Annotated in this window: 15 protein-coding genes and 2 pseudogenes; 16 read left to right on the forward strand and 1 reads right to left on the reverse strand. The window is 55.7% G+C overall.

All coding sequences use genetic code 11. The annotated features are described in order from the left end of the window. Positions 1-207: 207 nt before the first annotated feature. From ABGN05_RS29430 to ABGN05_RS29505, 16 genes and pseudogenes are all read left to right on the forward strand, one after another. Positions 208-1,389: a class I SAM-dependent methyltransferase gene (locus ABGN05_RS29430; RefSeq protein ID WP_367957608.1), complete on the forward strand. Its 1,182-nt coding sequence runs from the start codon at positions 208-210 to the stop codon at positions 1,387-1,389. A 565-nt stretch (positions 1,390-1,954) separates the two neighbouring features. Beyond that, entirely contained in the window at positions 1,955-5,548 is a 3,594-nt protein-coding gene (locus ABGN05_RS29435) for a hypothetical protein (protein WP_367957609.1), read from the forward strand. Then, a complete protein-coding gene (locus ABGN05_RS29440) occupies positions 5,548-7,050 on the forward strand; it encodes a hypothetical protein (protein ID WP_367957610.1) in 1,503 nt (500 codons plus the stop codon). The genes ABGN05_RS29435 and ABGN05_RS29440 overlap by 1 nt, the downstream gene beginning before the upstream one ends. Continuing rightward, the gene (locus ABGN05_RS29445) at positions 7,043-9,295 is read left to right on the forward strand and encodes a glycosyltransferase family protein (protein ID WP_367957611.1); all 2,253 of its coding nucleotides are present in this window, start codon (positions 7,043-7,045) and stop codon (positions 9,293-9,295) included. The genes ABGN05_RS29440 and ABGN05_RS29445 overlap by 8 nt, the downstream gene beginning before the upstream one ends. Continuing rightward, complete coding sequence (locus tag ABGN05_RS29450; RefSeq protein ID WP_367957612.1) at positions 9,292-10,398, forward strand: glycosyltransferase family protein; 1,107 nt, start codon at positions 9,292-9,294, stop codon at positions 10,396-10,398. Before ABGN05_RS29445 ends, ABGN05_RS29450 begins: the two co-directional genes overlap by 4 nt. A 77-nt stretch (positions 10,399-10,475) precedes the next feature. Then, on the forward strand, positions 10,476-11,498 hold the full coding sequence (locus tag ABGN05_RS29455) for a KpsF/GutQ family sugar-phosphate isomerase (protein ID WP_367957613.1): 1,023 nt from the start codon (positions 10,476-10,478) through the stop codon (positions 11,496-11,498). Beyond that, on the forward strand, positions 11,495-12,298 hold the full coding sequence (locus ABGN05_RS29460; protein ID WP_367957614.1) for a 3-deoxy-manno-octulosonate cytidylyltransferase: 804 nt from the start codon (positions 11,495-11,497) through the stop codon (positions 12,296-12,298). The genes ABGN05_RS29455 and ABGN05_RS29460 overlap by 4 nt, the downstream gene beginning before the upstream one ends. Further along, entirely contained in the window at positions 12,295-13,128 is an 834-nt protein-coding gene (kdsA, locus tag ABGN05_RS29465; RefSeq protein ID WP_367957615.1) for a 3-deoxy-8-phosphooctulonate synthase, read from the forward strand. Before ABGN05_RS29460 ends, kdsA begins: the two co-directional genes overlap by 4 nt. A 42-nt stretch (positions 13,129-13,170) precedes the next feature. After that, complete coding sequence (locus tag ABGN05_RS29470) at positions 13,171-13,866, forward strand: glycosyltransferase (RefSeq protein ID WP_367957616.1); 696 nt, start codon at positions 13,171-13,173, stop codon at positions 13,864-13,866. Positions 13,867-13,870: 4 nt separating this feature from the next. Next, complete coding sequence (locus ABGN05_RS29475; protein ID WP_367957617.1) at positions 13,871-15,019, forward strand: NAD-dependent epimerase/dehydratase family protein; 1,149 nt, start codon at positions 13,871-13,873, stop codon at positions 15,017-15,019. A gap of 185 nt (positions 15,020-15,204) precedes the next feature. Further along, positions 15,205-15,732, forward strand: a complete 528-nt coding sequence (locus tag ABGN05_RS29480) for a sulfotransferase (protein ID WP_367957618.1) — start codon at positions 15,205-15,207, stop codon at positions 15,730-15,732. 380 nt (positions 15,733-16,112) lie between these two features. Beyond that, entirely contained in the window at positions 16,113-16,268 is a 156-nt protein-coding gene (locus ABGN05_RS29485) for a hypothetical protein (RefSeq protein WP_367957619.1), read from the forward strand. Then, positions 16,265-16,999: a hypothetical protein gene (locus ABGN05_RS29490; protein ID WP_367957620.1), complete on the forward strand. Its 735-nt coding sequence runs from the start codon at positions 16,265-16,267 to the stop codon at positions 16,997-16,999. The genes ABGN05_RS29485 and ABGN05_RS29490 overlap by 4 nt, the downstream gene beginning before the upstream one ends. Further along, a complete protein-coding gene (locus ABGN05_RS29495) occupies positions 16,999-18,141 on the forward strand; it encodes a GSCFA domain-containing protein (protein ID WP_367957622.1) in 1,143 nt (380 codons plus the stop codon). Before ABGN05_RS29490 ends, ABGN05_RS29495 begins: the two co-directional genes overlap by 1 nt. Positions 18,142-18,292: 151 nt before the next feature. Further along, the gene (locus ABGN05_RS29500; protein ID WP_367957621.1) at positions 18,293-18,814 is read left to right on the forward strand and encodes a hypothetical protein; all 522 of its coding nucleotides are present in this window, start codon (positions 18,293-18,295) and stop codon (positions 18,812-18,814) included. Positions 18,815-18,882: 68 nt separating this feature from the next. Continuing rightward, positions 18,883-19,523: pseudogene (locus ABGN05_RS29505) on the forward strand (transposase); the annotation flags it as partial. A 268-nt stretch (positions 19,524-19,791) separates the two neighbouring features. On the opposite strand, the pseudogene ABGN05_RS29510 reads toward ABGN05_RS29505, so the two are convergent. After that, positions 19,792-20,007 (reverse strand): annotated as a pseudogene (locus ABGN05_RS29510) (hypothetical protein); the annotation flags it as partial.

Here is a 20,007-nt window from a genome sequence, read left to right on the forward strand (position 1 = left end):
CTTCTATGACCGACAGCGCCATCTCTTCTCGACGCAGCGACGTCGGACCGGGCGGGGAAGACTGGCAACTCCAGTCTCCCCCGCCCGGTCCGATTGGACAACCTCCGGAAAGCTCACTCCGAGAGCGTCGCTAACCCAGGTTCAGCGTTGTGGGTACCATCCAGACTCTTGACTCTTCGACGGCATTCGGAGCATGAGTTCGATGACGTGAACGCGGTGAATAACATGGCAATCAGTGATATCTATTCCTTTGGGGTGTCCCATAACCCATTTCCACTAACCCTCCCCGACGGAACTTATTATCCGGATTACATAACGACAGTTGATACTCGCCCGATCGAGTTTCTGACCCATTTCAATCGCGTTCGGAGCAACCCATGGAGCGATTCAACATTCCTCGACCTCGGTTGCAGCGAGGGATCGACCACAATGGGGCTCGCCCAGATGGGATCCACCGTATACGGGGTCGAAGGGCGTGCGGAGGGCGTGAATCGGGCGAGATTTCTCGCCTCCCTCATTGACTTCGATCGTACCCACTTCTCGGTCGGGAACGTCAACGATCCCGCAAGCTACCCTGAAGTAGATGGCGTGTTCAACGCCGGCATCCTCTATCACTTGGAAGATCCAGTCTTGTGCCTCGAACGATGCGCCAGTAGCGCTCGCAGCTTCATATACCTGGATACCGGTCATTCGCTAGATGACGACGAACTCTTGAAGCAAACAAAGTTCGCTGCCAATTTTGGTGAACGTTTCACGATCGACTACAACGGCCTGAAGCTTAATGCTATGAACTTCGCTGAACCATCGGACAGGGAAGAAAAGCAGGAGGGGAGACGACGCGGTCCGCGCTCCGGTATAGGCAACTCCAACTCAATTTGGCTTTCACAACAGAGCGCGATCGACCTGATGATTGAGTTGGGTTTTCCTTATCACGAGACAATTCGGGCGAAATTGCATATTCCCCGATATCGCACGGTGTTCTTCCGCGAGAAACCACGCGATGTAGAGCCGCTTGGCAATCTGAGGAAACCCTTACCGACACCTGCTCCCCGCCAGATTGCGATTCGAAATGCTCGAGATCGTGACATTGCTTACATAAAGTCTTCGAGACAATCAGTTACCGTGTTTGGGCGAGAGCCACTGCTTTCAGGCACGATAGCCGACCTTCAGGCCAACGAGATATCGGTCGGCGAAGTTATTCGATTCCCTGGCACCGGCAAGGATTTCATTGCATCGGGTGCTGTGGCGACCGCGCTGAATGGGAGAAGCGGACTGATTGTGATCGCATTCGAAGATCAGAAAACCGCCGCCCATCGAATCATGCTGCTTGATACGTTCAGCTACATCTTTACTAGCATCGCGACCAGTTCAACGTTTGCCGGGCAATGAGGTTTCTGGCTGCCCTCCGCCGGAGGCGCAACTTTCACCCTCGATCGTGGCATCGACTTCGATTTCGCTCACCTGCCGAAAGCGCCGATATCGCTGCGCTATCCAGCCGGTTGGCGTCCCAGGACGAGACCGCCCAATCTCCCTGGTTGTTAAGCCTTTCGCAATCGCTGGGAGGCAGCGCTTCGTCGGATTGCGATCTGGACACTCTAAACCCTCAAGCTAGAGACTCCGGCAGTCTTTCCCGGCCACTTTGATTCCGATGTGTATATGCTTCGAGTCTGATATATTCCGCGCCCGAAAAGATAAGATCGTACTGGGCCGAAAAGTCATAATGGTTTGTCCAGCATCCTTTTGCGGGGCGCCGCGGAACTGACCTTGGACGGGCGACCCCACCGCAGACGCAGCGATATAAGGATGAGGGCCGTTTCCGTGGCGTTCATGTTATCGCATAGATTGAAGCATATGGTTCGAATGTCTAAGATACAGCCTACATACGTGACGTCTCACGGGATTGAACAAACCTGAGTGAAGTGACAAGTGGATCGGAGATTGAGGGGATTTCGGTATGATTGTCTACTTTGACGCCTTAATGCAGAGCGATCTTTTTGATCGAGAATGGTATTTGAAGAAGTATCCCGACGTCGCGGCTACAGGTGTAGATCCAATTGTCCATTATCTTCAGCATGGAGCAAAAGAAGGTCGAGATCCGGGGCCCCTGTTTGATACGCGTTGGTATTTGGAAGAATACCCAGATGCTTCAAAGGTCAACCCTCTGATCGACCATATCACACGGGGGCAGGCGCTCGGCAGACAAACCAAGGCATCTCCCCAAGTGGAAAATGTGTCTATAGAAGAACAAGCGGAAATTGTTAGGGATAGCGATCTTTTTGATCGAGAATGGTATTTGAAGAAATATCCCGACGTCGCAGCCTCGGGTGCAAACCCCATTATGCATTATCTCCGGCATGGTGCGAAAGAAGGTCGAGATCCGGGCCCCCTCTTTGATACGCGTTGGTATATGAAAGAATACCCTGATGCTTCAAAGGTTAACCCTCTGATCGACCATATCATGCGAGGGCAGGCGCTCGGCAGACACACCAAGGCGTCTGCACAAGTGGAGAATGTGTTTATAGAAGAACAAGCGGAAATTGTTAGGGATAGCGATCTTTTTGATCGAGAATGGTATTTGAAGAAGTATCCCGACGTCGCGGCTACAGGTGTAGATCCAATTGTCCATTATCTTCAGCATGGAGCAAAAGAAGGTCGAGATCCGGGGCCCCTCTTTGATACGCGTTGGTATTTGGAAGAATACCCAGATGCTTCAAAGGTCAACCCTCTGATCGACCATATATCACGGGGGCAGGCGCTCGGCAGACAAACCAAGGCATCTCCCCAAGTGGAAAATGTGTCTATAGAAGAACAAGCGGAAATTGTTAGGGATAGCGATCTTTTTGATCGAGAATGGTATTTGAAGAAATATCCGGACGTCGCAGCCTCGGGCGCAAACCCCATTATGCATTATCTCCGGCATGGCGCGAAAGGAGGTCGAGATCCGGGGCCCCTCTTTGATACGCGTTGGTATTTGGAAGAATATCCAGATGCGTCAAAGGTCAACCCTCTGATCGACCATATCACGCGAGGGCAAGCACTCGGCAGACAAACCAAGGCGTCTCCACAAGTGGAGAACCTATCTGCAGAAGAACAAGCGGCAATTATTCGAAAGAGCGATCTTTTTGATCGAGAATGGTATTTGAAGAAATATCCGGACGTCGCAGCCTCGGGCGCAAACCCCATTATGCATTATCTCCGGCATGGCGCGAAAGAAGGTCGAGATCCGGGGCCTTTTTTTGCTACAAATTGGTACCAAAAAGTACACTCGGACGTCGACGCCTCAAAGGTCAACCCGTTGGTCGACCATATCATGCGAGGGCAGGCGCTCGGCAGACAAACCAAACCTTCTATGCCACCCCCTATCCAGAAGGGTGGACTCAGTCATTCAGAAGGGCGTCATCGACTTCCGTTGTCGGATTCCACCATCAACGAAGTCTCGCCGATACCACATGCGTTCCGCGAAATTGCCTCCTTGCCGCCTTCAACCGGAGCACTCCCAGAATTGGAGATAGCGCACGGTTTTCCAATCATTCCATCTCCGCCCGTGGTTGGACCGAATGGTGTCGTCCCGAAACAAGACTTTTCGCCACGCTCACCTCGGCGCGGAACACTTCTGATGGCTAACGAGGTCGATGTATTGTGTATACCGGAAGGCGCAACACTCGAACGCTATGCGGCCATTTTGGACGCTTTCGCTCAACTAAGCGGCACTACATCGCAGGGACTGTTTACGGTTAATTCGGCGGCGGACCGCACTTGGCCTGTACCTGCTTCCGATATGCCCGATCTGACGGCGCCTGCTTTCGCTGCCGGTCCGCGACAGATTCGGGACTTTTGGTTCACCTCAACTCTTAGCTTGGTGGTTTCGCTTGGCGACGAGAACGAAAGTATTGCCACGCCTGGTGAGGCAGTCCGCGCTTATCAGTGCGAACTTTCGAACCCGCCGCGTCTGCGCCGGGTGGGGACTGGCAGACTGAGTGGCTATTCGCCCAGCTTCGTGGAAATCGTACTGGACAATCCTTGGCAACCGGTTCTTTTGGAGCTGTCCGATCCAGCGGAGAACACTCTTGCGCTATGCGTGCTTTCCTTCCCATCGCTCGGACGCGGCGGTATGCACTATGCTGAGTTCCTCGCAGCAAGTGAAGGCATTGGGAATTTCGAGCATCTCTCTCGATATATGGAAGCGCGAGCTAATGAAATGTTGGCCTTGAACCCTGCGCATCGTCTCCCGCGCATCAGGTTCCGGTTGGCTGGAGCGTCAGGCGCTGAACTAGGAATGCAGCAGTCAACACTTGTCTGGCTACGATCGCTGGGTTTTCAGGTGGAGGCATTCCTGTCGGGTGAGCGATCCGATCCTGACCGGCTTCATGCAACAGGTTTGGACGTGTTGGCTAACGAATGGGAGGATGCTCCGGGACTGAATCTGCCTGCAGATGGATTGCCGACCATCGCTGCGCTATCTGGAGCCGCGTTTGCCGCTGAATCTCCGGTGGGCGGCGCGATGACACGGTTCGCGCCTTACCTAGTCGCGGATGAAGGCACTGGGCGGCCCCGATTGTCTGTGTTTCTGCCCGACGACCCGGGCCTCATCGAATTACAGAGCGATGCCGCGCCTTCAGATTTCCCGGACGTCACCGCGATGCCTCGGGCTATTGCACCGGTCTGCATTCGTTTTCGGCCGCGCGGCGATAAGAACTTGGTGGCGGAGGTGTTGCCTATCCCAATAACCCGCGAACCGCCACTTCTTTCCGCGTGCGCCGATCGTGCACCTACCGAAACATTCTGCCTATTCCAAGCTACCAACCCTGAGCAGACAAATCGTTTTCTGGCATCGTTAACGGCACAGGAGGGAGTGAAGGGTCTCAGTCTGGTAGCGCTACCAGCTTCGAATCTATCGGTCGGAGACCGGGAGGCGCTACGTGTAGTGATCGACCGCTACGCTCCAGATCGCTATAAGATCTGGCCCACCTCCCTCGTGAGGGGCCTAGAGGTTTCCCAACTTCTGCAGTTTGCAGGAACACACGATGCAATTTTTCTGGCGAGCGATAGCGTGATTTTGCATGATTATCGAACGCTATACACGCTCCAACAGCTCTTGACGGTGGAAAGTACAGCAAGCGCGGCTTGCGTCCTGATGTACGAAGGCGTCGGAGCCAAGATGACAGCAGTCAGCCAAGCTGAAGCTGGTTATTTTCCTCATAGAATCGGCCTCGCCGGGGGGCCGCATCTGGTCCTAGGAGCGCGCAATGATGTGTTAGAAGCAATGCCCAATTCGACATTCCCGGTAATGGCAAATACACTGTCAGCCACGCTATTGTCGCGCCGCGCGCTAGAGGAAACTAAACTTGCACGGCTTGAGGCGGCGTCGTTTGGACTAGCCTCGGCTCGCCTCGGATACCGCAACCTCTGCACCTCTGTTGTGCGGGGGAGTACAATCCGCCGCCCTACTGCGGCCGAAGTTATGGACCCCCTGGGTTTTCGAGCAGTTACTCCAGCTCAATGGCTCGACCTTCTTTCGCGAGTGACGCTGATCGAGGAGTTGCGGTAATGCGGATCACAGTAATTCTGCCGCACGACCAGCAGCGCACATCCCCCGGAGTGCGCATCCGGTATGAACGGATCGTTCCCCATCTTAAACGCTTGGGGCACAGACTGGAGTTAAAGCTGATCGACGAACTCCGAACGACAGAGGCCGCCAGAAGTGACATTTACCTATTCTGCAAGTGTTATGATATTCGATCGATTCTACTGGCGGAGTATTTCACTGCCCAGGGCAAGCAGGTCGGGGTTGATGTGTTCGACGACTATTTTAGCCAGATCGACAACCGCCTAACTCATTTGCGAAGCTGGATGCACCGTGTCTCGCGCCACATCGCGTTCTTCCTCTGCGCAACCGAGCCAATGCGCGCCCGGCTCAGCGAAATCGCGCCCCATATAGCAGCTCACGTATTGAACGACCCGTTCGATGAATTCGATCTAATTGCCTTACGCTCGTCAACAAAGTCGCGCGCCGAATTGGCCCGCCGAAGCAAGTCAGTGGAGATCGCTTGGTTCGGGACCGGAGACAACCCGTATTTCCCAGTAGGTCTAGACGATCTCTGTGCCTACGGCGATACCCTGGCCGGATTCCGCCGGTATGGTCTGGCGCCACGTCTTCGGGTACTCACGAACACGCGTGCTATGACGCCACAACGGCTTGAGCGGCTGGCGCGGCTACCGGTTCCGACCGAACTTGAGGAATGGACACTTGAACGAGAGACAGCATTACTCCGTACAAGCTTCGTAACATTTCTGCCGGTCAATGCTCAGCCGTTCAGCACCGTGAAATCGCTCAATCGTGCCGTCACAGCATTGGCCAACGGAACACAGGTGCTCTCGGCAGGCTACCCATTGTATCGGGAGTTGGATCCGTTCATTTACCGCGACGTCGCCGACGTCGCTGTGGACTTGATGCGGGACAGGCTGCGCCTACGCGAACAGGCGCTCCCTTCGCTGGCCGCTTGGTTCGCGAGGTTGGCTGACCCGCGGAACGAAACAAAGAGACTGATTGAGTTTCTCTCCGGGCTATCGGAGCCTAGCATAACGGCGCTGGACAGGTCCGCATCCCCGCCGATAGTGGTCCTCCATGGAAGCGGCAATGCCGCGCCACAGCACAAATTCGTTCAGCGCTCCAAGATGTATTCTGCCGCCGCTCCATTTCAGGATGCGCAGATGAACTACGACCTCAGATTGGTGATAGAGGAATCGGGGCAACTATCGGTGGTCTTATCAGAACGCACGCTAAAGTTGCTTCACGAACGTCTACACAATAGCCTGCAGCCGTATCCCACGTCCTCCCCGATTAAGTACAAGAAGCTGCCGCTAGAGGACACCTGTCAACTGGGGCTCTCAGCCGTACGACTGACAGAGAAGTTAGCGATCTACGAAACTGTCATGTATGCATCCATTGCGCTCATTAAGCGCATTCTACCAGGCGTCCGGGTTATCGTATCCGAAACCGCCGCACCGTTCTGTTTACCCCATGCAAATTGGGAGCCCACAGATGTCTAGACCCCAGGTTGTCTTTATTATCAGCTTGTTACAGGATCTAAACACGGTGCGTCCAATTGCCTATTTGGCTGCGCGCGAAACCGAGGCAGACGTGAGATTCCTCGTGAGCTGGAAGTTTGGCGGGCGTGACTCTGCGGGGCAATGGCGCAAAGAAATCAACGCCATCGCGTTGGAGCTTTCGGCTACCGTCGAAATCTGTCACACAGTCGCGGATGCTTACGTTGCCCTTCAAGGCCATCGAGGCGTGCTAATTGCGGGGGCTGATTCTGACATTCCACGCGCGCATGAAGACATCCAGGAAATTTTTGGTGTCGCGCCTCGAGGATTCCTGCGGGTGACCCTTCAGCACGGTCTCGAATGCGTGGGCTTTCGCCAGAACCGCGAACATATCATGGCCCACGGTCGCAACGTAACGTTCGGCGGCGATGTCGTGTGCTCGTGGATGCCCTTGCCAGAGCTATCCGCACTGATAGCATCACAACGAGCTAAGCTCTGGGTAACAGGGCCACAGATGCTGTTGTCTCAGCGACAAGTTACGGATTATCATCCCCCAATTGAGGGCGGTATGGTCTGTGAGAATCTACATTCGGTTCGTTTAAACGCATCAGGGGCTCATGGGGAGTCATTTCTAGAGACTTTCTCCGAATATTGTCGGGTGCTGGGATCAGTAGGTGAAAAAGTCACTCTTAGGCCACACCCCGGCGGCCAGTATACAGTTAAGAAGAATTTGAATTTGATGCCGAATGTCGTATTGAACAACATACCTATATATAAGGTAAACATTAGGTCTTACGAATATTGCATTTCAGCTCCTTCTACTGTACTAGTCGACATGGTGCTAGCGGACGTTCCGGTGGGTGTCTGGCGGGACCAGACCGGAATTATGGACGCTCGGATCTATGACGGCCTGACACCGATCAGCGCTCTTGCTGATTGGATGGCTTTCTTGCGTGACGTCCGGTTGCGTCGAGAGGCGCTGCTCAAGCGGCAGCAGACATTCCTAGATGATATTGGCATACTACGAAACCCTGTCGAAGTTTACCAGCGGTTCGCACGCCTTCTGGTCAGTGCCACCTCGGGGTGCGACCCAGAACCTCTATCGATATCGACGCTCCCGCCGCCGGCACCTCCCCGCCGGCTGTTGTTTTTTGCAAACTTCAACGGGCAAACGTTGCGACTGTCCTTTGTGAAGCCGCTTCGCAAGCTTGAACGCGATGGTGAAATGAAACTGTTCTACGCATATGAACAGACGCTGCGAGACAACCTGAGCGGACAGGAACCAACGTCAAACCAAATCGTGGATTGGGTGACGGAGGCATTCGACGAGGCATTGCCGGATGTGGTTGTTGCCTGCCGATACAGTGGAGTAGGCGCGGAGGAAATCGCGAAGCTGGCTAGCGTGCGCGACATCCCGCTGATTTACTACGCGGATGATGACATCCTGAACACTCCGTACGAGCCGGGCGAGCAGACATATGCTTCCCACATGTATCCCTCTCGAATTGACGCTGTTCGACATTTGATGTCTCACTCGGATCTTGTATATTGCTCGACGCGGCCACTACGGAATCGGTTCCGTGAGTACGGCTTCCGTCAGCCGATGCGGACGGGCTCTATCTACCGCTCGGGGGAGGTCCTCGTGCCCGCAGAAGAGCGTTCGGTGACACGGATTGGTTATGTTGGCTTCGACCATTCCCATGACTTTGCGATCGCGGTTCCATCAGTCGTTCGCATGCTTGAAGAAAATCCGACGCTCGAGTTTGAGCTGTTCGGATCGATTTCGATGCCACAGGAATTGTCCATATTCGGTTCTCGTGTCCGGTCGATCCAACCCGCACATGATTATGAGGACTCCATGGCGGCCTTAGCTGCCCGCCGTTGGGATATAGGTATCGCGCCCCTCGTCGATATGCCGTTCAATGTGATTAGAGCGAACACAAAGTGGGTTGAATACACCTCTGTGGGTGCTGCTGTGATCGCAACGGCTGGCACAATTTACGATGGATGCGGCAGCGACGGATGTGCCCTGTTTGCATTCAACGATGATTGGTATAACGCTCTTAATCATCTCGCGATGCACCCCAAAACGCGGTATGAGCAAGTCGTACGGGCGCAACAGCGGCTACGTCGAGAGTTTAGCATAGACATGTTGCGGTCTCAGCTTCTTTCAATGTTTCAATCCGCTGCGGGGATAGCCACCTACCGGCAGTCTCCGGTCGTAGTCCCCAAGCAGGAGGGACTATGATTTCAGAGGCTGCGCGGGCGGCTGGCAATTCCAAAGCGACCGAACTAAGTGTTGTCGTCGCTTGCGACGCCATCCAAGCAACCCAGATCATAAGCTTCAACTGCCTCAGAACAGAAGGCATTCGGCTAGATTACTGGGATGCGAGTCAATTTCTGCCGCTAGTGAAGTCGGGCAAGCCGGTGGAGGAGTATCTTCCGGCTTCGCCGCCTTCCGTTTTGGTGCTCTCACGCTTCGGCGGCGTTTTGGGACCGACCTTGATACGTTGGGCGCGTCGTCATGCAGTCCCAGTGATTTTCCATATCGACGACGACCTTCTTGACGTACCCACATCGCTCGGACCTGCGAAATATGCCCATTACCGCGACCCGAACCGATTGGCGGTACTGCGCGAATCAATGGATTCCGCCGATTTGGTCTATGCCTCCACAGGTCCACTGGCCGCGCGCTTGGTTGAACACGGTATTTCGTCACCGATTGTGGCCGGTGATCTCTACTGCTCGGTCGACCCGGCAACGATATTCCCGCCGGTGCCCGCCACACTGCCGGTGATTGGCTACATGGGATCGAGTGGACATGCCGCCGATCTCGCGTTGGTTCTACCTGTGATTATCGATCTATTGGAGTCGCGCCCGAATCTCTCGTTCGAGTTGTTCGGAACGATCCCGATGCCCTACGAACTGTCACGCTTTGGGCCTCGAGTTTTGCACCATCCGGGCTTCACGGATTACGGTGACTTCCTCACTCGGATGAAAATCCTCGGTTGGTGGATCGGTCTCGCACCGCTAGAAGACAACAACTTCAACCGCTGCAAGGCGGACACAAAATGGGTGGAATATACACAAGCCGGCTGTGCCGTGGTGGCCTCCGATTTGCCGGTCTATGCTCGGGCTTGCGCCCAGGGAGCCGGATTCTTGGCGGGTCCACCGGATGAGTGGCTAGCCAAAGTAAAGTTGCTCTTGGACAGTTCAGAAATCCGGACTAGCATTGTAGCCCGCGCCCAACAGAAGCTCGCCACCTCATACACGGACGATATGCTGCGCCAACAGGTGATGGCCATCTTAAACCGGCTACTAGCTCGGAAGCCGCGGGGCACCTGCAACTGACGATTCAACGCGTGTGCGGCAATTGCGACCTGCTGCCGATGCGATAGTATGAGCAATTGCGGGCCGGTGGAAAGACAATGATGAGAAACCAGAAAATGGTAGCAAGTTTCGAGCAGCCTTTCGCATGTGCCCCGCCGGCGTATTCGCCGACTGACGTGATTCTTGCCACCGCCCGCCGTGTGCTTCGGATTGAGGCTGAGGCAATACTCGCCCTGTCAAACAACCTTCCGCAAGGATTTGTGTCTGTTGTGGATTTGATCCTTGGCGGTCGCGGGCGTGTGATCTTGTCGGGGATCGGCAAGTCCGGGCACATCGCGAGAAAGATCGCGGCGACCCTTAGTTCTACAGGGACGCCGTCATATTTCGTACACGCCAGCGAGGCGAGCCATGGCGACTTAGGCACAATCACGGACAACGACATTTGTGTCCTGCTCTCGAACTCGGGCGAAACTTCCGAGCTTAGCGATCTCATAGCACACGCCCGGCGCTTTTCGATCCCACTCGTGGCGATCACCGCCCGCGAGGAGAGCACGCTCGGTCAGGCAGCGGACCACCTTCTTCTTCTACCTTCAGCACCCGAGGCTTGCATTATTGGCATGGCGCCGACGACCTCCACAACGCTGGCGCTAGCACTGGGTGATGCGTTGGCCGTGGCCTTAATGGAACGGCGCGGCTTTGCGCCCGAACATTTCCGCACATTTCATCCCGGCGGAAAGTTGGGCGCGCGACTTGCAAAGGTCAGTCAGATCATGCGGGGAACTGAGGCGTTGCCCCTGGTCGATCCGGACACGCCGATGTTCGAGACCATCTTAATGATGACTGAAAAAGGAGTCGGGGTCGCTGGCTTGCTGCAAGAAGGCCGTCTGGTCGGCGTGATCACCGACGGCGATCTGCGGCGCAATCTCGATGGGCTGATGAATAAGACTGCCAGCGATGTGGCCACTATGGCCCCGCTGACCGCCGGTCCGTCAATGCTTGCCGCTGAAGCAGTGGCAGTTATGAATGATCGAAAAGTCCATGTGCTCTTCATAGTTGATTCTGAGTGCAGGCCGCTAGGAATTTTACACATCCACGATTGCCTTCGCGCGGGGGTAGCATGAGGACTGTCATCCTCGTTCCGGCTCGTTTTGCCTCATCCCGCTACCCGGGCAAGCCACTAGTGATGCTACGTAGTTTAGACGGAGTGACGAAAACGCTGATTCAACGAACTTGGGAAGCGGCAATGGCGGTTCGCGGTGTGGCCGCAGTCTATATTGCTACTGATGACAGCCGCATCTGCTCCGTGGCCGAAGGGTTCGGTGCCAACGTAATAATGACTTCTCCCTTCTGCGAGAACGGCACCGCCCGCTGCGCAGATGCTGTCGTACGAGCGGGGATCGAGGCAGACTTAGTCGTGAACGTGCAGGGCGATGCGCCGTTGACGCCCCCGTGGTTGGTGGAAGCCCTAGTCGAAGCGGCGGCGGCCGACACCGACTCCGATATGCTAACCCCTGTAGTCCGCTGCGATGGTGAGACCCTAGCACATTTTCTTGCCGACCGGCGGGAGGGCCGCGTGGGAGGAACCACCGCAGTTTTTGACCGTAATTTTAGAGCGCTCTATTTTTCAAAGGAAGTGCTCCCTTTCATCGGAGGAGAAGTGGCCGACCCGATACCAGTGTTTCAGCATGTGGGGCTTTACGGATACCGTTCAACGTCGCTGGCGGCATACGGCACCTTCCCTCCGGGGCCGCTGGAGATTCGGGAGGGGCTCGAACAGCTCCGGTTTCTCGAAAACGGCATGACAGTGCGTTGCGTGCCCGTTAGTGCGCGAGGGCATGTCTTCTGGGAACTCAATAATCCCATAGACCTTGTTAGAATCGAATCCGTCTTGGGAACTCCCGTCAAAGAGGTGACAACGTGATCCCGACCCGCAAGGTTCGCATCGGCAACTTCGAAGTGGGTGCGGATCTGCCGCTGGCTCTTATCTCAGGCCCCTGCCAACTAGAATCACTCGACCATGCGAGAATGATGGTCGAACAGATCGCCGAAGCTTGCGCTCCAACTCGCACACCCTTCGTGTTCAAAGCGAGCTACGACAAGGCAAATCGTTCCTCGCTGAAAAGTGAGCGAGGATTGGGAATAGAACAAGGTTTAGAAATCCTCGCTCGCCTCCGCGAGGAGTTTGGCTGTCCCGTTCTAACGGATGTACATGAAGCAAATCAATGTGCTCGCTCGGCCGCTATCGTGGATGTGCTGCAGATTCCTGCGTTTCTCTGCCGCCAGACCGATCTTTTACTTGCTGCTGGAGCGACCGGCAAAGTCATAAACATAAAGAAGGGCCAGTTCTTGGCGCCCTGGGAAATGGCGAATGTCGCCGCGAAAGTAGAAAGTACTGGAAACCAAAGAATTCTTTTATGCGAGCGGGGTACATCGTTCGGATACAATACGTTAGTGTCAGATTTTCGCGCCCTACCAATAATGGGTAAGATTGGCTGGCCAGTGGTGTTTGACGCTACCCATTCTGTGCAGCAGCCGGGCGGCCTCGGTTCATCCAGCGGTGGACAGCGCGAATTCGCCCCGATTCTCGCCCGAGCGGCATGCGCGGTGGGTGTGTCGATGCTGTTTCTCGAAACCCATCAGGACCCCGACAACGCGCCCAGCGACGGTCCCAACATGATCCCGCTAGATCAAATGAAGGGGTTGATCGGGCGGCTGCGAGCAATTGATGAATTAATCAAAGGCCGAAGTTGAACAGATTGCAGCCCTTCTAAACCATTATCATCGGAGCATCACATGAGCGACAAGCTGAAGATCTATGTCGGTTACGATAGCCGCGAGGACATTGCCTGGCAGGTCTGCCGCCATTCGATTCTACGGCATTCCACCCCCGACCTTGAGGTCCATCCGCTAAAGCTGGCGGCTCTACAGGAACTTGGGCTCTACACACGCGAGGCAGACAATGCTGCGACTGAGTTCTCCCTAACGCGCTTTCTTACTCCATATCTAGCAGCGCATGATGGCTGGACGATTTTCGTTGATTGTGATTTTCTTTTTACCAATGATATAAGAAACGTACTGACGCACGCCAATCGAACTAAGGCAATATATGTAGTAAAACATGAATATACTCCGGCTAATACAGTTAAGATGGATGGAAAAACTCAAACTTATTATCCTAGGAAGAATTGGTCTTCATTTATACTATTCAATAGCGCCCATCCTGACGTAAAGAGGCTGACACCGGATGTAGTTAACACTTCTGCGCCCTCATTTTTGCATCGCTTCCAGTGGGTATCGGATGACGAATTGATTGGAGCTCTCCCTATAGAGTGGAACTTTCTTGAAGGCGAATATCCCAAGCCGGCAACATTGCCTGCAGCGATCCACTATACCAACGGTGGCCCGTGGTTCGAAAATTGGCAAAACGTAGATTTTGCTGATATCTGGTGTGCCGAGCGAGATCGATATCTCGCCGAGATCCGGACGTGAGCTAATGTCTGGCAGGGTGCTGGTCACGGGAGGTGCCGGGTTTATCGGCGTGAACCTCATCCCGTTACTCGTCCGCGCGGGCCACGCTGTGCGGATTCTTGACACACTCGTCCCGCAGGTGCACGGGCACCTTCCGCACGCGGGCTTATGTTGGCTCGGCGCGACCGCTGGAGTCGAATTCCGCCGTGGCTCCGTCGGCAGTTCTTCCGATCTGAGCTCTGCGCTCGAAGACGTTGAGACTGTCGTCCATCTCGCCGCCGAGACGGGAACTGGCCAATCAATGTATGAGATCAATCATTATTGCCACGAGAACGTCCAAGCGACTGCATTGCTGATGGATCAAATCGTGAACGGCCATGCGCCGCGTGTCAAACGGGTGATCCTAGCCTCGTCGCGATCGGTATACGGAGAGGGTACTTATGTGCGACCAGACAAGCCTGACGCACCGCGGATCACGCCGCCGTCCCGCAATCTGGAAGCGCTACAGGCGGGCATGTGGGAACCGGTCTGCCCCACATCTGGAGCTGAGCTAACTGCCATTCCCACGTCTGAGGACGACCGAACTGCCCCAGCTTCAATATACGCTGCGACGAAGCTGATGCAGGAGGACCTCGTACGGATAGGCTGTTCTGCAGCCGGGATCGGATACGCGATCCTACGGCTACAGAATGTGTACGGTGAAGGGCAATCGCTTTCCAATCCATACACAGGCATACTTTCGATCTTTTCGACGCGGATCAGACGGGGCCTTGAACTACCAGTATTCGAGGACGGACTGGAAAGCCGCGACTTCGTGCATGTCTCCGACGTGTCGGCAGCCTTCGCGGCCGCAGTCGCGGCTGCGAAGGCGGCCGACACCGTGATAAATGTGGGCAGCGGCGTGGCTACACCGGTGATATGCATCGCACGTGCCCTTAGCCGCGCATTCGGCAAACCCGAGAAGGTGCGGGTCACGGGTCAGTACCGCCTGGGCGACATTCGCCACAACATGGCCGACATTTCGCGCCTTGGCACAGTGCTGGACCTCGCGCCAAAGGTCTCGCTGGACGAGGGCCTGTCACGCTTCGTGCAATGGGTCCAGACACAGCCCCTGCCCGAGGACCGCCTCGGAGAGGCCAATGCGGAACTCGTGACACGGGGGATGATGGGATGATACCGCTGTGCTTCAGTATCTACGATGGAAAGGTCGCCTAGCCGATGCGAGAAACGTCCAATGAGTTGCGGGAAACGTCCAGTGCGACGCGTGCTCCGAATCTGGGATCCGTTACGCTGAACCCGAGTCCCATCGGACCCACTGCAACCATTGGCGCGACGGGACTTGGGAGGTCTGGTACCACGATGATTGCCCGAATTTTTTCCGATCTCGGGCTTGACATGGGGCATCATGTCACGGCGAACACGAGTGAAGACAAGCGAATACGGACCTTTGCCAAAGACGCCGACTTGGGAGGTTTTGAAAGTTACTGCCGCGATCGGGATGCGTTGGCGGACACTTGGGCATTTAAGGTGCCCGCGTTCCGAACGCGGATCAACGAGTTCTCTTCGGTCATGCGAAATCCCCGCTTTGTGATCACGTTCCGAGATATTCTTGCCGTTACAGTCCGAAACCAAATTGCGATTGGAGTCGAGTTCATGGATGCCCTGCGTCAGGCTGCAAAGGGATATTCTACTCTTGTGGAGCAGGTATCCAAAGTGAATTGTCCGATTCTTCTAATTTCCTACGAGAAGTCGCTTCAATACCCGCGCGAAACGGTTTCGGCCATCGCGGAGTTTTGCGGCGTTAAGCTCACAACCGAAGAGGTGATTCGTCTCGCCGAGCGCAACATCATCAACGGTGATCCGCGTTACCATGGCGGGCAACAATAGGCGAGTGTTCGAACAGGTTGTCGCGCCCCACCACCTCCACGCTACCAGCGAGAATTAAGGAACACGGATGAAGGATTCGATGGGTGATCAACGAATTCGAAAGGAATTACGAGAGTGGTCTGGAGGTCAAGCGATGGCTCACAGCAAAGGCGCACGCGCCGTTTTGAGAAAATGCTTGTCGGCCTACTTGAGAGAGCTAAAACTGCCCTCTTTAGTCTGCGGTTGCACTTCGCCTTTGCAACCTTTCATAGAAAGGACGGAAATGAAATCACAATCGATTGATTCAATGCAGTAGCATCCACGTCGGTTGCACACTTTCTTAATGCACGAGGATTCGAAATGGAGGAGGATGTTGGTTCGTCGTGATGGAACCCTCCCTGGTGGCCAAGAGCGAACTGAAGGGGCGAAGGCGAGGCGATGAAGAACATGTCATTGCACGTATCCGCGGCTATCAGTACCAAGCGGCGAAGCAAATGCGCAATTTTCACGTAAAGCGGATGCTGGCTTTGAAGCTAGGCCCATTGGAGATGCAATGATCCATAGAGTTACCGTTATTGGCAACAGTCATATACGCGCGCTTGAAAAGGCGGTGGAAGACGGCATCGTTGGCCTAGGCGGCATCGAGACGCGATTTCTGTGGCTCAAGACAAAAAACCACGGCTCAGTTTCGAAAGAGGACGCAATCAAAGCGTGCTGCAGCCTTGGCGCCGGCGATCTTCTGGTTCTCTCCCATCTCGGTGCATTGCACAACCAACTTGCACTCTTCGAACACGACGCGCCCTTTTCTGTTGCCGACCCTGAAACCGGAGTGCCGACACCCGCGAATCGCACCGTGGTACCCGTGGCGGCGGTGCGCGAATTCTTCTTGACTCGAATTGGGCCCGCCTCCACTCTTAAGCAATTCGCTTCGGGGGCAAGCTGCCCCGTTTTTCATTTCGGCTCGCCCCCGCCGCGACGGCAGATGCTGAGGAAAATCAAGAAGGTGCGCCTCGATCGAGGCGAAGTAGATCTCCGCGCCTTCGCTGATCCCGCGCTGCGTCTTGCGGTCTGGCGGATCGAGACGGAGGTTGTCGATGCCCACCTTGAGGCGCTTGGAATACGCACTCTACCCGCGCCGCCGGAGGCTCGCGACGAGGACGGCTACCTGCATCCCGATTTCTACGCCGAGGACGCCACTCACGCTAATGCGGCCTACGGGGCATTGGTAATAATGCAAATCATCTCGGCGCTCGACCTATCGGGCTCACCGGAAGGAGGGGCAGCGTGATGCGTACCGTCCACCCGTACCGTACCCTGCCCGCAAAGGCATTCTGGCGGCGATCCGTCGCCGCCCTCCCAATGGCAGAGGTCGATCCTGTGGGCCGCTTCGATCTACGCATTACGCCGCAATCGAGGGTCGCCACCGCCGGAAGCTGCTTTGCCCAACACATCGCCCGCCATCTGTCGCGAACCGGCTTCGACTACATGGTGGCCGAACCGGGCCATCCGATCCTGCCGGAAGTGCTCCGGGCGGCTCATGGTTACGGGACCTTCTCTGCCCGCTATGGAAATATTTATACCTCCCGCCAGCTGCGCCAGCTCGTTGATCGCTCCTGGGACCGGTTCCAACCCACCGAAGCCCCTTGGCTCGACTCGGACGGCACCGTCCGCGATCCCTTTCGCCCCGCCGTGCAGCCCGGCAATTTTATATCGGTCGCAGAGATGGAGGCCGACCGGCGCCAGCATCTGACCGCGGTGCGCGGGATGTTCGAAACGCTCGATGTGTTCGTCTTTACTCTCGGGCTCACCGAATGCTGGATCTCATCTGAAGACGGCGCTGTGTTTCCAATCTGTCCGGGAGTTGAGGGCGGCACCTTCGATCCCGCACGGTATGTGTTCCACAACCTCACGGTGGAGGAGGTGGTAGCCGACATGCAGGCGGTCGTAGACCATCTGGCGGCGGTGAACCCATCGGCCCAGGTGGTGTTAACTGTATCGCCAGTGCCACTGGCCGCCACTGCTTTGCCTGACGGCCACGTACTAACATCGACTACATACTCCAAGTCGGTGCTTAGGGTCGCCGCACAGATGCTGTCCGACAATAATGTTGCGGTGCACTACTTTCCGTCGTACGAGATAATTACGGGCTCCTTCAACCGCGGCAGCTACTACGCTGACGACCTACGCAATGTGCTGGAGGAGGGAGTATCCCACGTTATGCGGCTGTTCCTATTGCACGCAGCGGGAATCTTGCCTGGGACGCAGGTGGCATCCAACACAGTTCGCTCCGCGGATGGCGACGAAGAATGGCTCGAGCGCGTGGCCCAGTTCGTCGAGGTTGAGTGCGAAGAAGCGTTTCTCGAGGACGTGGATAGAGACACACCATCTGCCGTGTTTGGAACGTCCCCTTCGAGCCAGAGATGCGATTGAAACATTGTGCGCGGGCGGCGGCGCGCCAGAATCTCTTTTAGTGCGGCGCATTCGTCAGCCGCTACCTTCAATCCCTGCAGGAGAACAGTGAACTTAATTTCATCACAGTCTTCTGCGACCGGAATGCGTCATCCGTAGGAGATGGAAATATATGAACCGAAGAATCAGCAAAGTTGCTACAGTGTTAAGTGGCGCGATACTTGTGAGTGCGTGTTCGGATAGCAATTCTCCAGGGGATACGTCTAGCGCGCCAACCTCGCTCAATTCGCCTGCGCCGGTCGCGCCGCCTTCACGTTTGGATTCAGTTTTGGACACCCGATTGACGGACTTAGCCGCTGTCAAGGCTGCCATCGAGAAGTATAAAGCTGATAAGGGCAGCTTTCCTATTTCTAGTGGTTGGAGTGGCGTTGGAAGTAAATGGGGAATGGATACTGCAGACTGGGTACCAGGTCTAGTTCCAAACTATTTACCTTCTTTGCCTGTCGATCCAAAAAGCGCTAGTTCACAATATCTGTACTGGTCGGATGGCAAGAACTACAAAATTATCGCTCATGAGATTGACGACTGTGAAGCAGTCCGTCAGTTAGACAGGTCAATGATCGATCCATCCAGGGATAGAGACGGCCGTTGCTGGGCTTACGGGTATTGGACCGATGGCGGAGTGGCGAAATAGTTTGTGATTTGACGTTGCCCCCTGGAATGCCCTCGGTTTGAACTGGACTCCGTCGAAAGGAGACGGAGATGAAGAGAAGCCGGTTCACGGAGGACCAGATTATTGGCGTGTTGAAGGAGCACCTGGCGGGAATCCCGACGGCAGAGCTGTGCGGCAAGCATGGGATCTCGGAGGCGACCTTCTATAACTGGCGTAATCGCTATGGCGGCATGGAAATGTCGGACGCCCGGCGGCTGAAGAAGCTGCTAGCGGAATCGATGCTGGACGTCGCGACGCTGAAGGAAGCGCTAGGAAAGTTCTGACGCCCAGGACAAGGAAGCGCTTCGTGGCCTGGGCAATCGAAGAGAAGTGCTACTCGCAGCGACGTGCCTGCGATCTGGTCGGGCTCGACCCGAAGACTTATCGCTATGCGTCGCGGCGGCCGGACGATGCCGCCGTGCGGGCGCGGCTGAAAGAGCTGGCGCTTGAGCGGCGTCGGTTCGGCTATCGGCGGCTCCACATCCTGCTGCGGTGGGAAGGCATCGAGCTGAACCACAAGAAGCTGTTCCGGCTCTATCGTGAGGAGAGGCTGACGGTGAAGAAGCGCGGTGGTCGCAAGCGGGCGCTGGGCACGCGAGCGCCGATGACGCTGCCGCAGGGGCCGAACCAGCGGTGGAGCCTTGACTTCGTATCCGACATGCTTGTGTTTCGGCGTGGAATAAGGGCTCTGACTCATATGTGGAACGGCCCGTTTGGCAAGGTATCTGTCGCGCGCAAATCGCTTCGGACGGTGCAGTCATATGTCCGGCCTCTCGTCGCGGTCGTTGACCGCTGGCCACGATGATATCCGCGATGCCGATCGCCTAATCAAATTCACGCGCTCGAAGGCGCACTGAGTCAGACGGTCTGGTCGGCATCGAGGTATCGTCCCTCGGTTCATCACGCTCTGGCACCTTGCCGTTTGATCCCGACGTCGAGACGCCGGGAACCCTTCTATCCTAAGCCTTCGTCATCAATGCGGGCGCTCGATAGATGCCGCCCTTGACGAGTAGCGCCCAGATCGTCCGCGCCATCTTGTTGGCCAGCGGTAAGACCGTATGTCCGCCTCTGCCGGTGAGGTGGTTCGCCCTACACTGCGCGTCCGAGGGTTGCTCGGACGGTCCGAGCCGATCCTCACCACAGGAGGACGAGCCATGTCGGATCGTAGAGAAGCA

This window comes from Aquibium pacificum, assembly GCF_040839445.1.
GTDB classification, from domain to species: Bacteria; Pseudomonadota; Alphaproteobacteria; order Rhizobiales; family Rhizobiaceae; genus Aquibium; species Aquibium pacificus.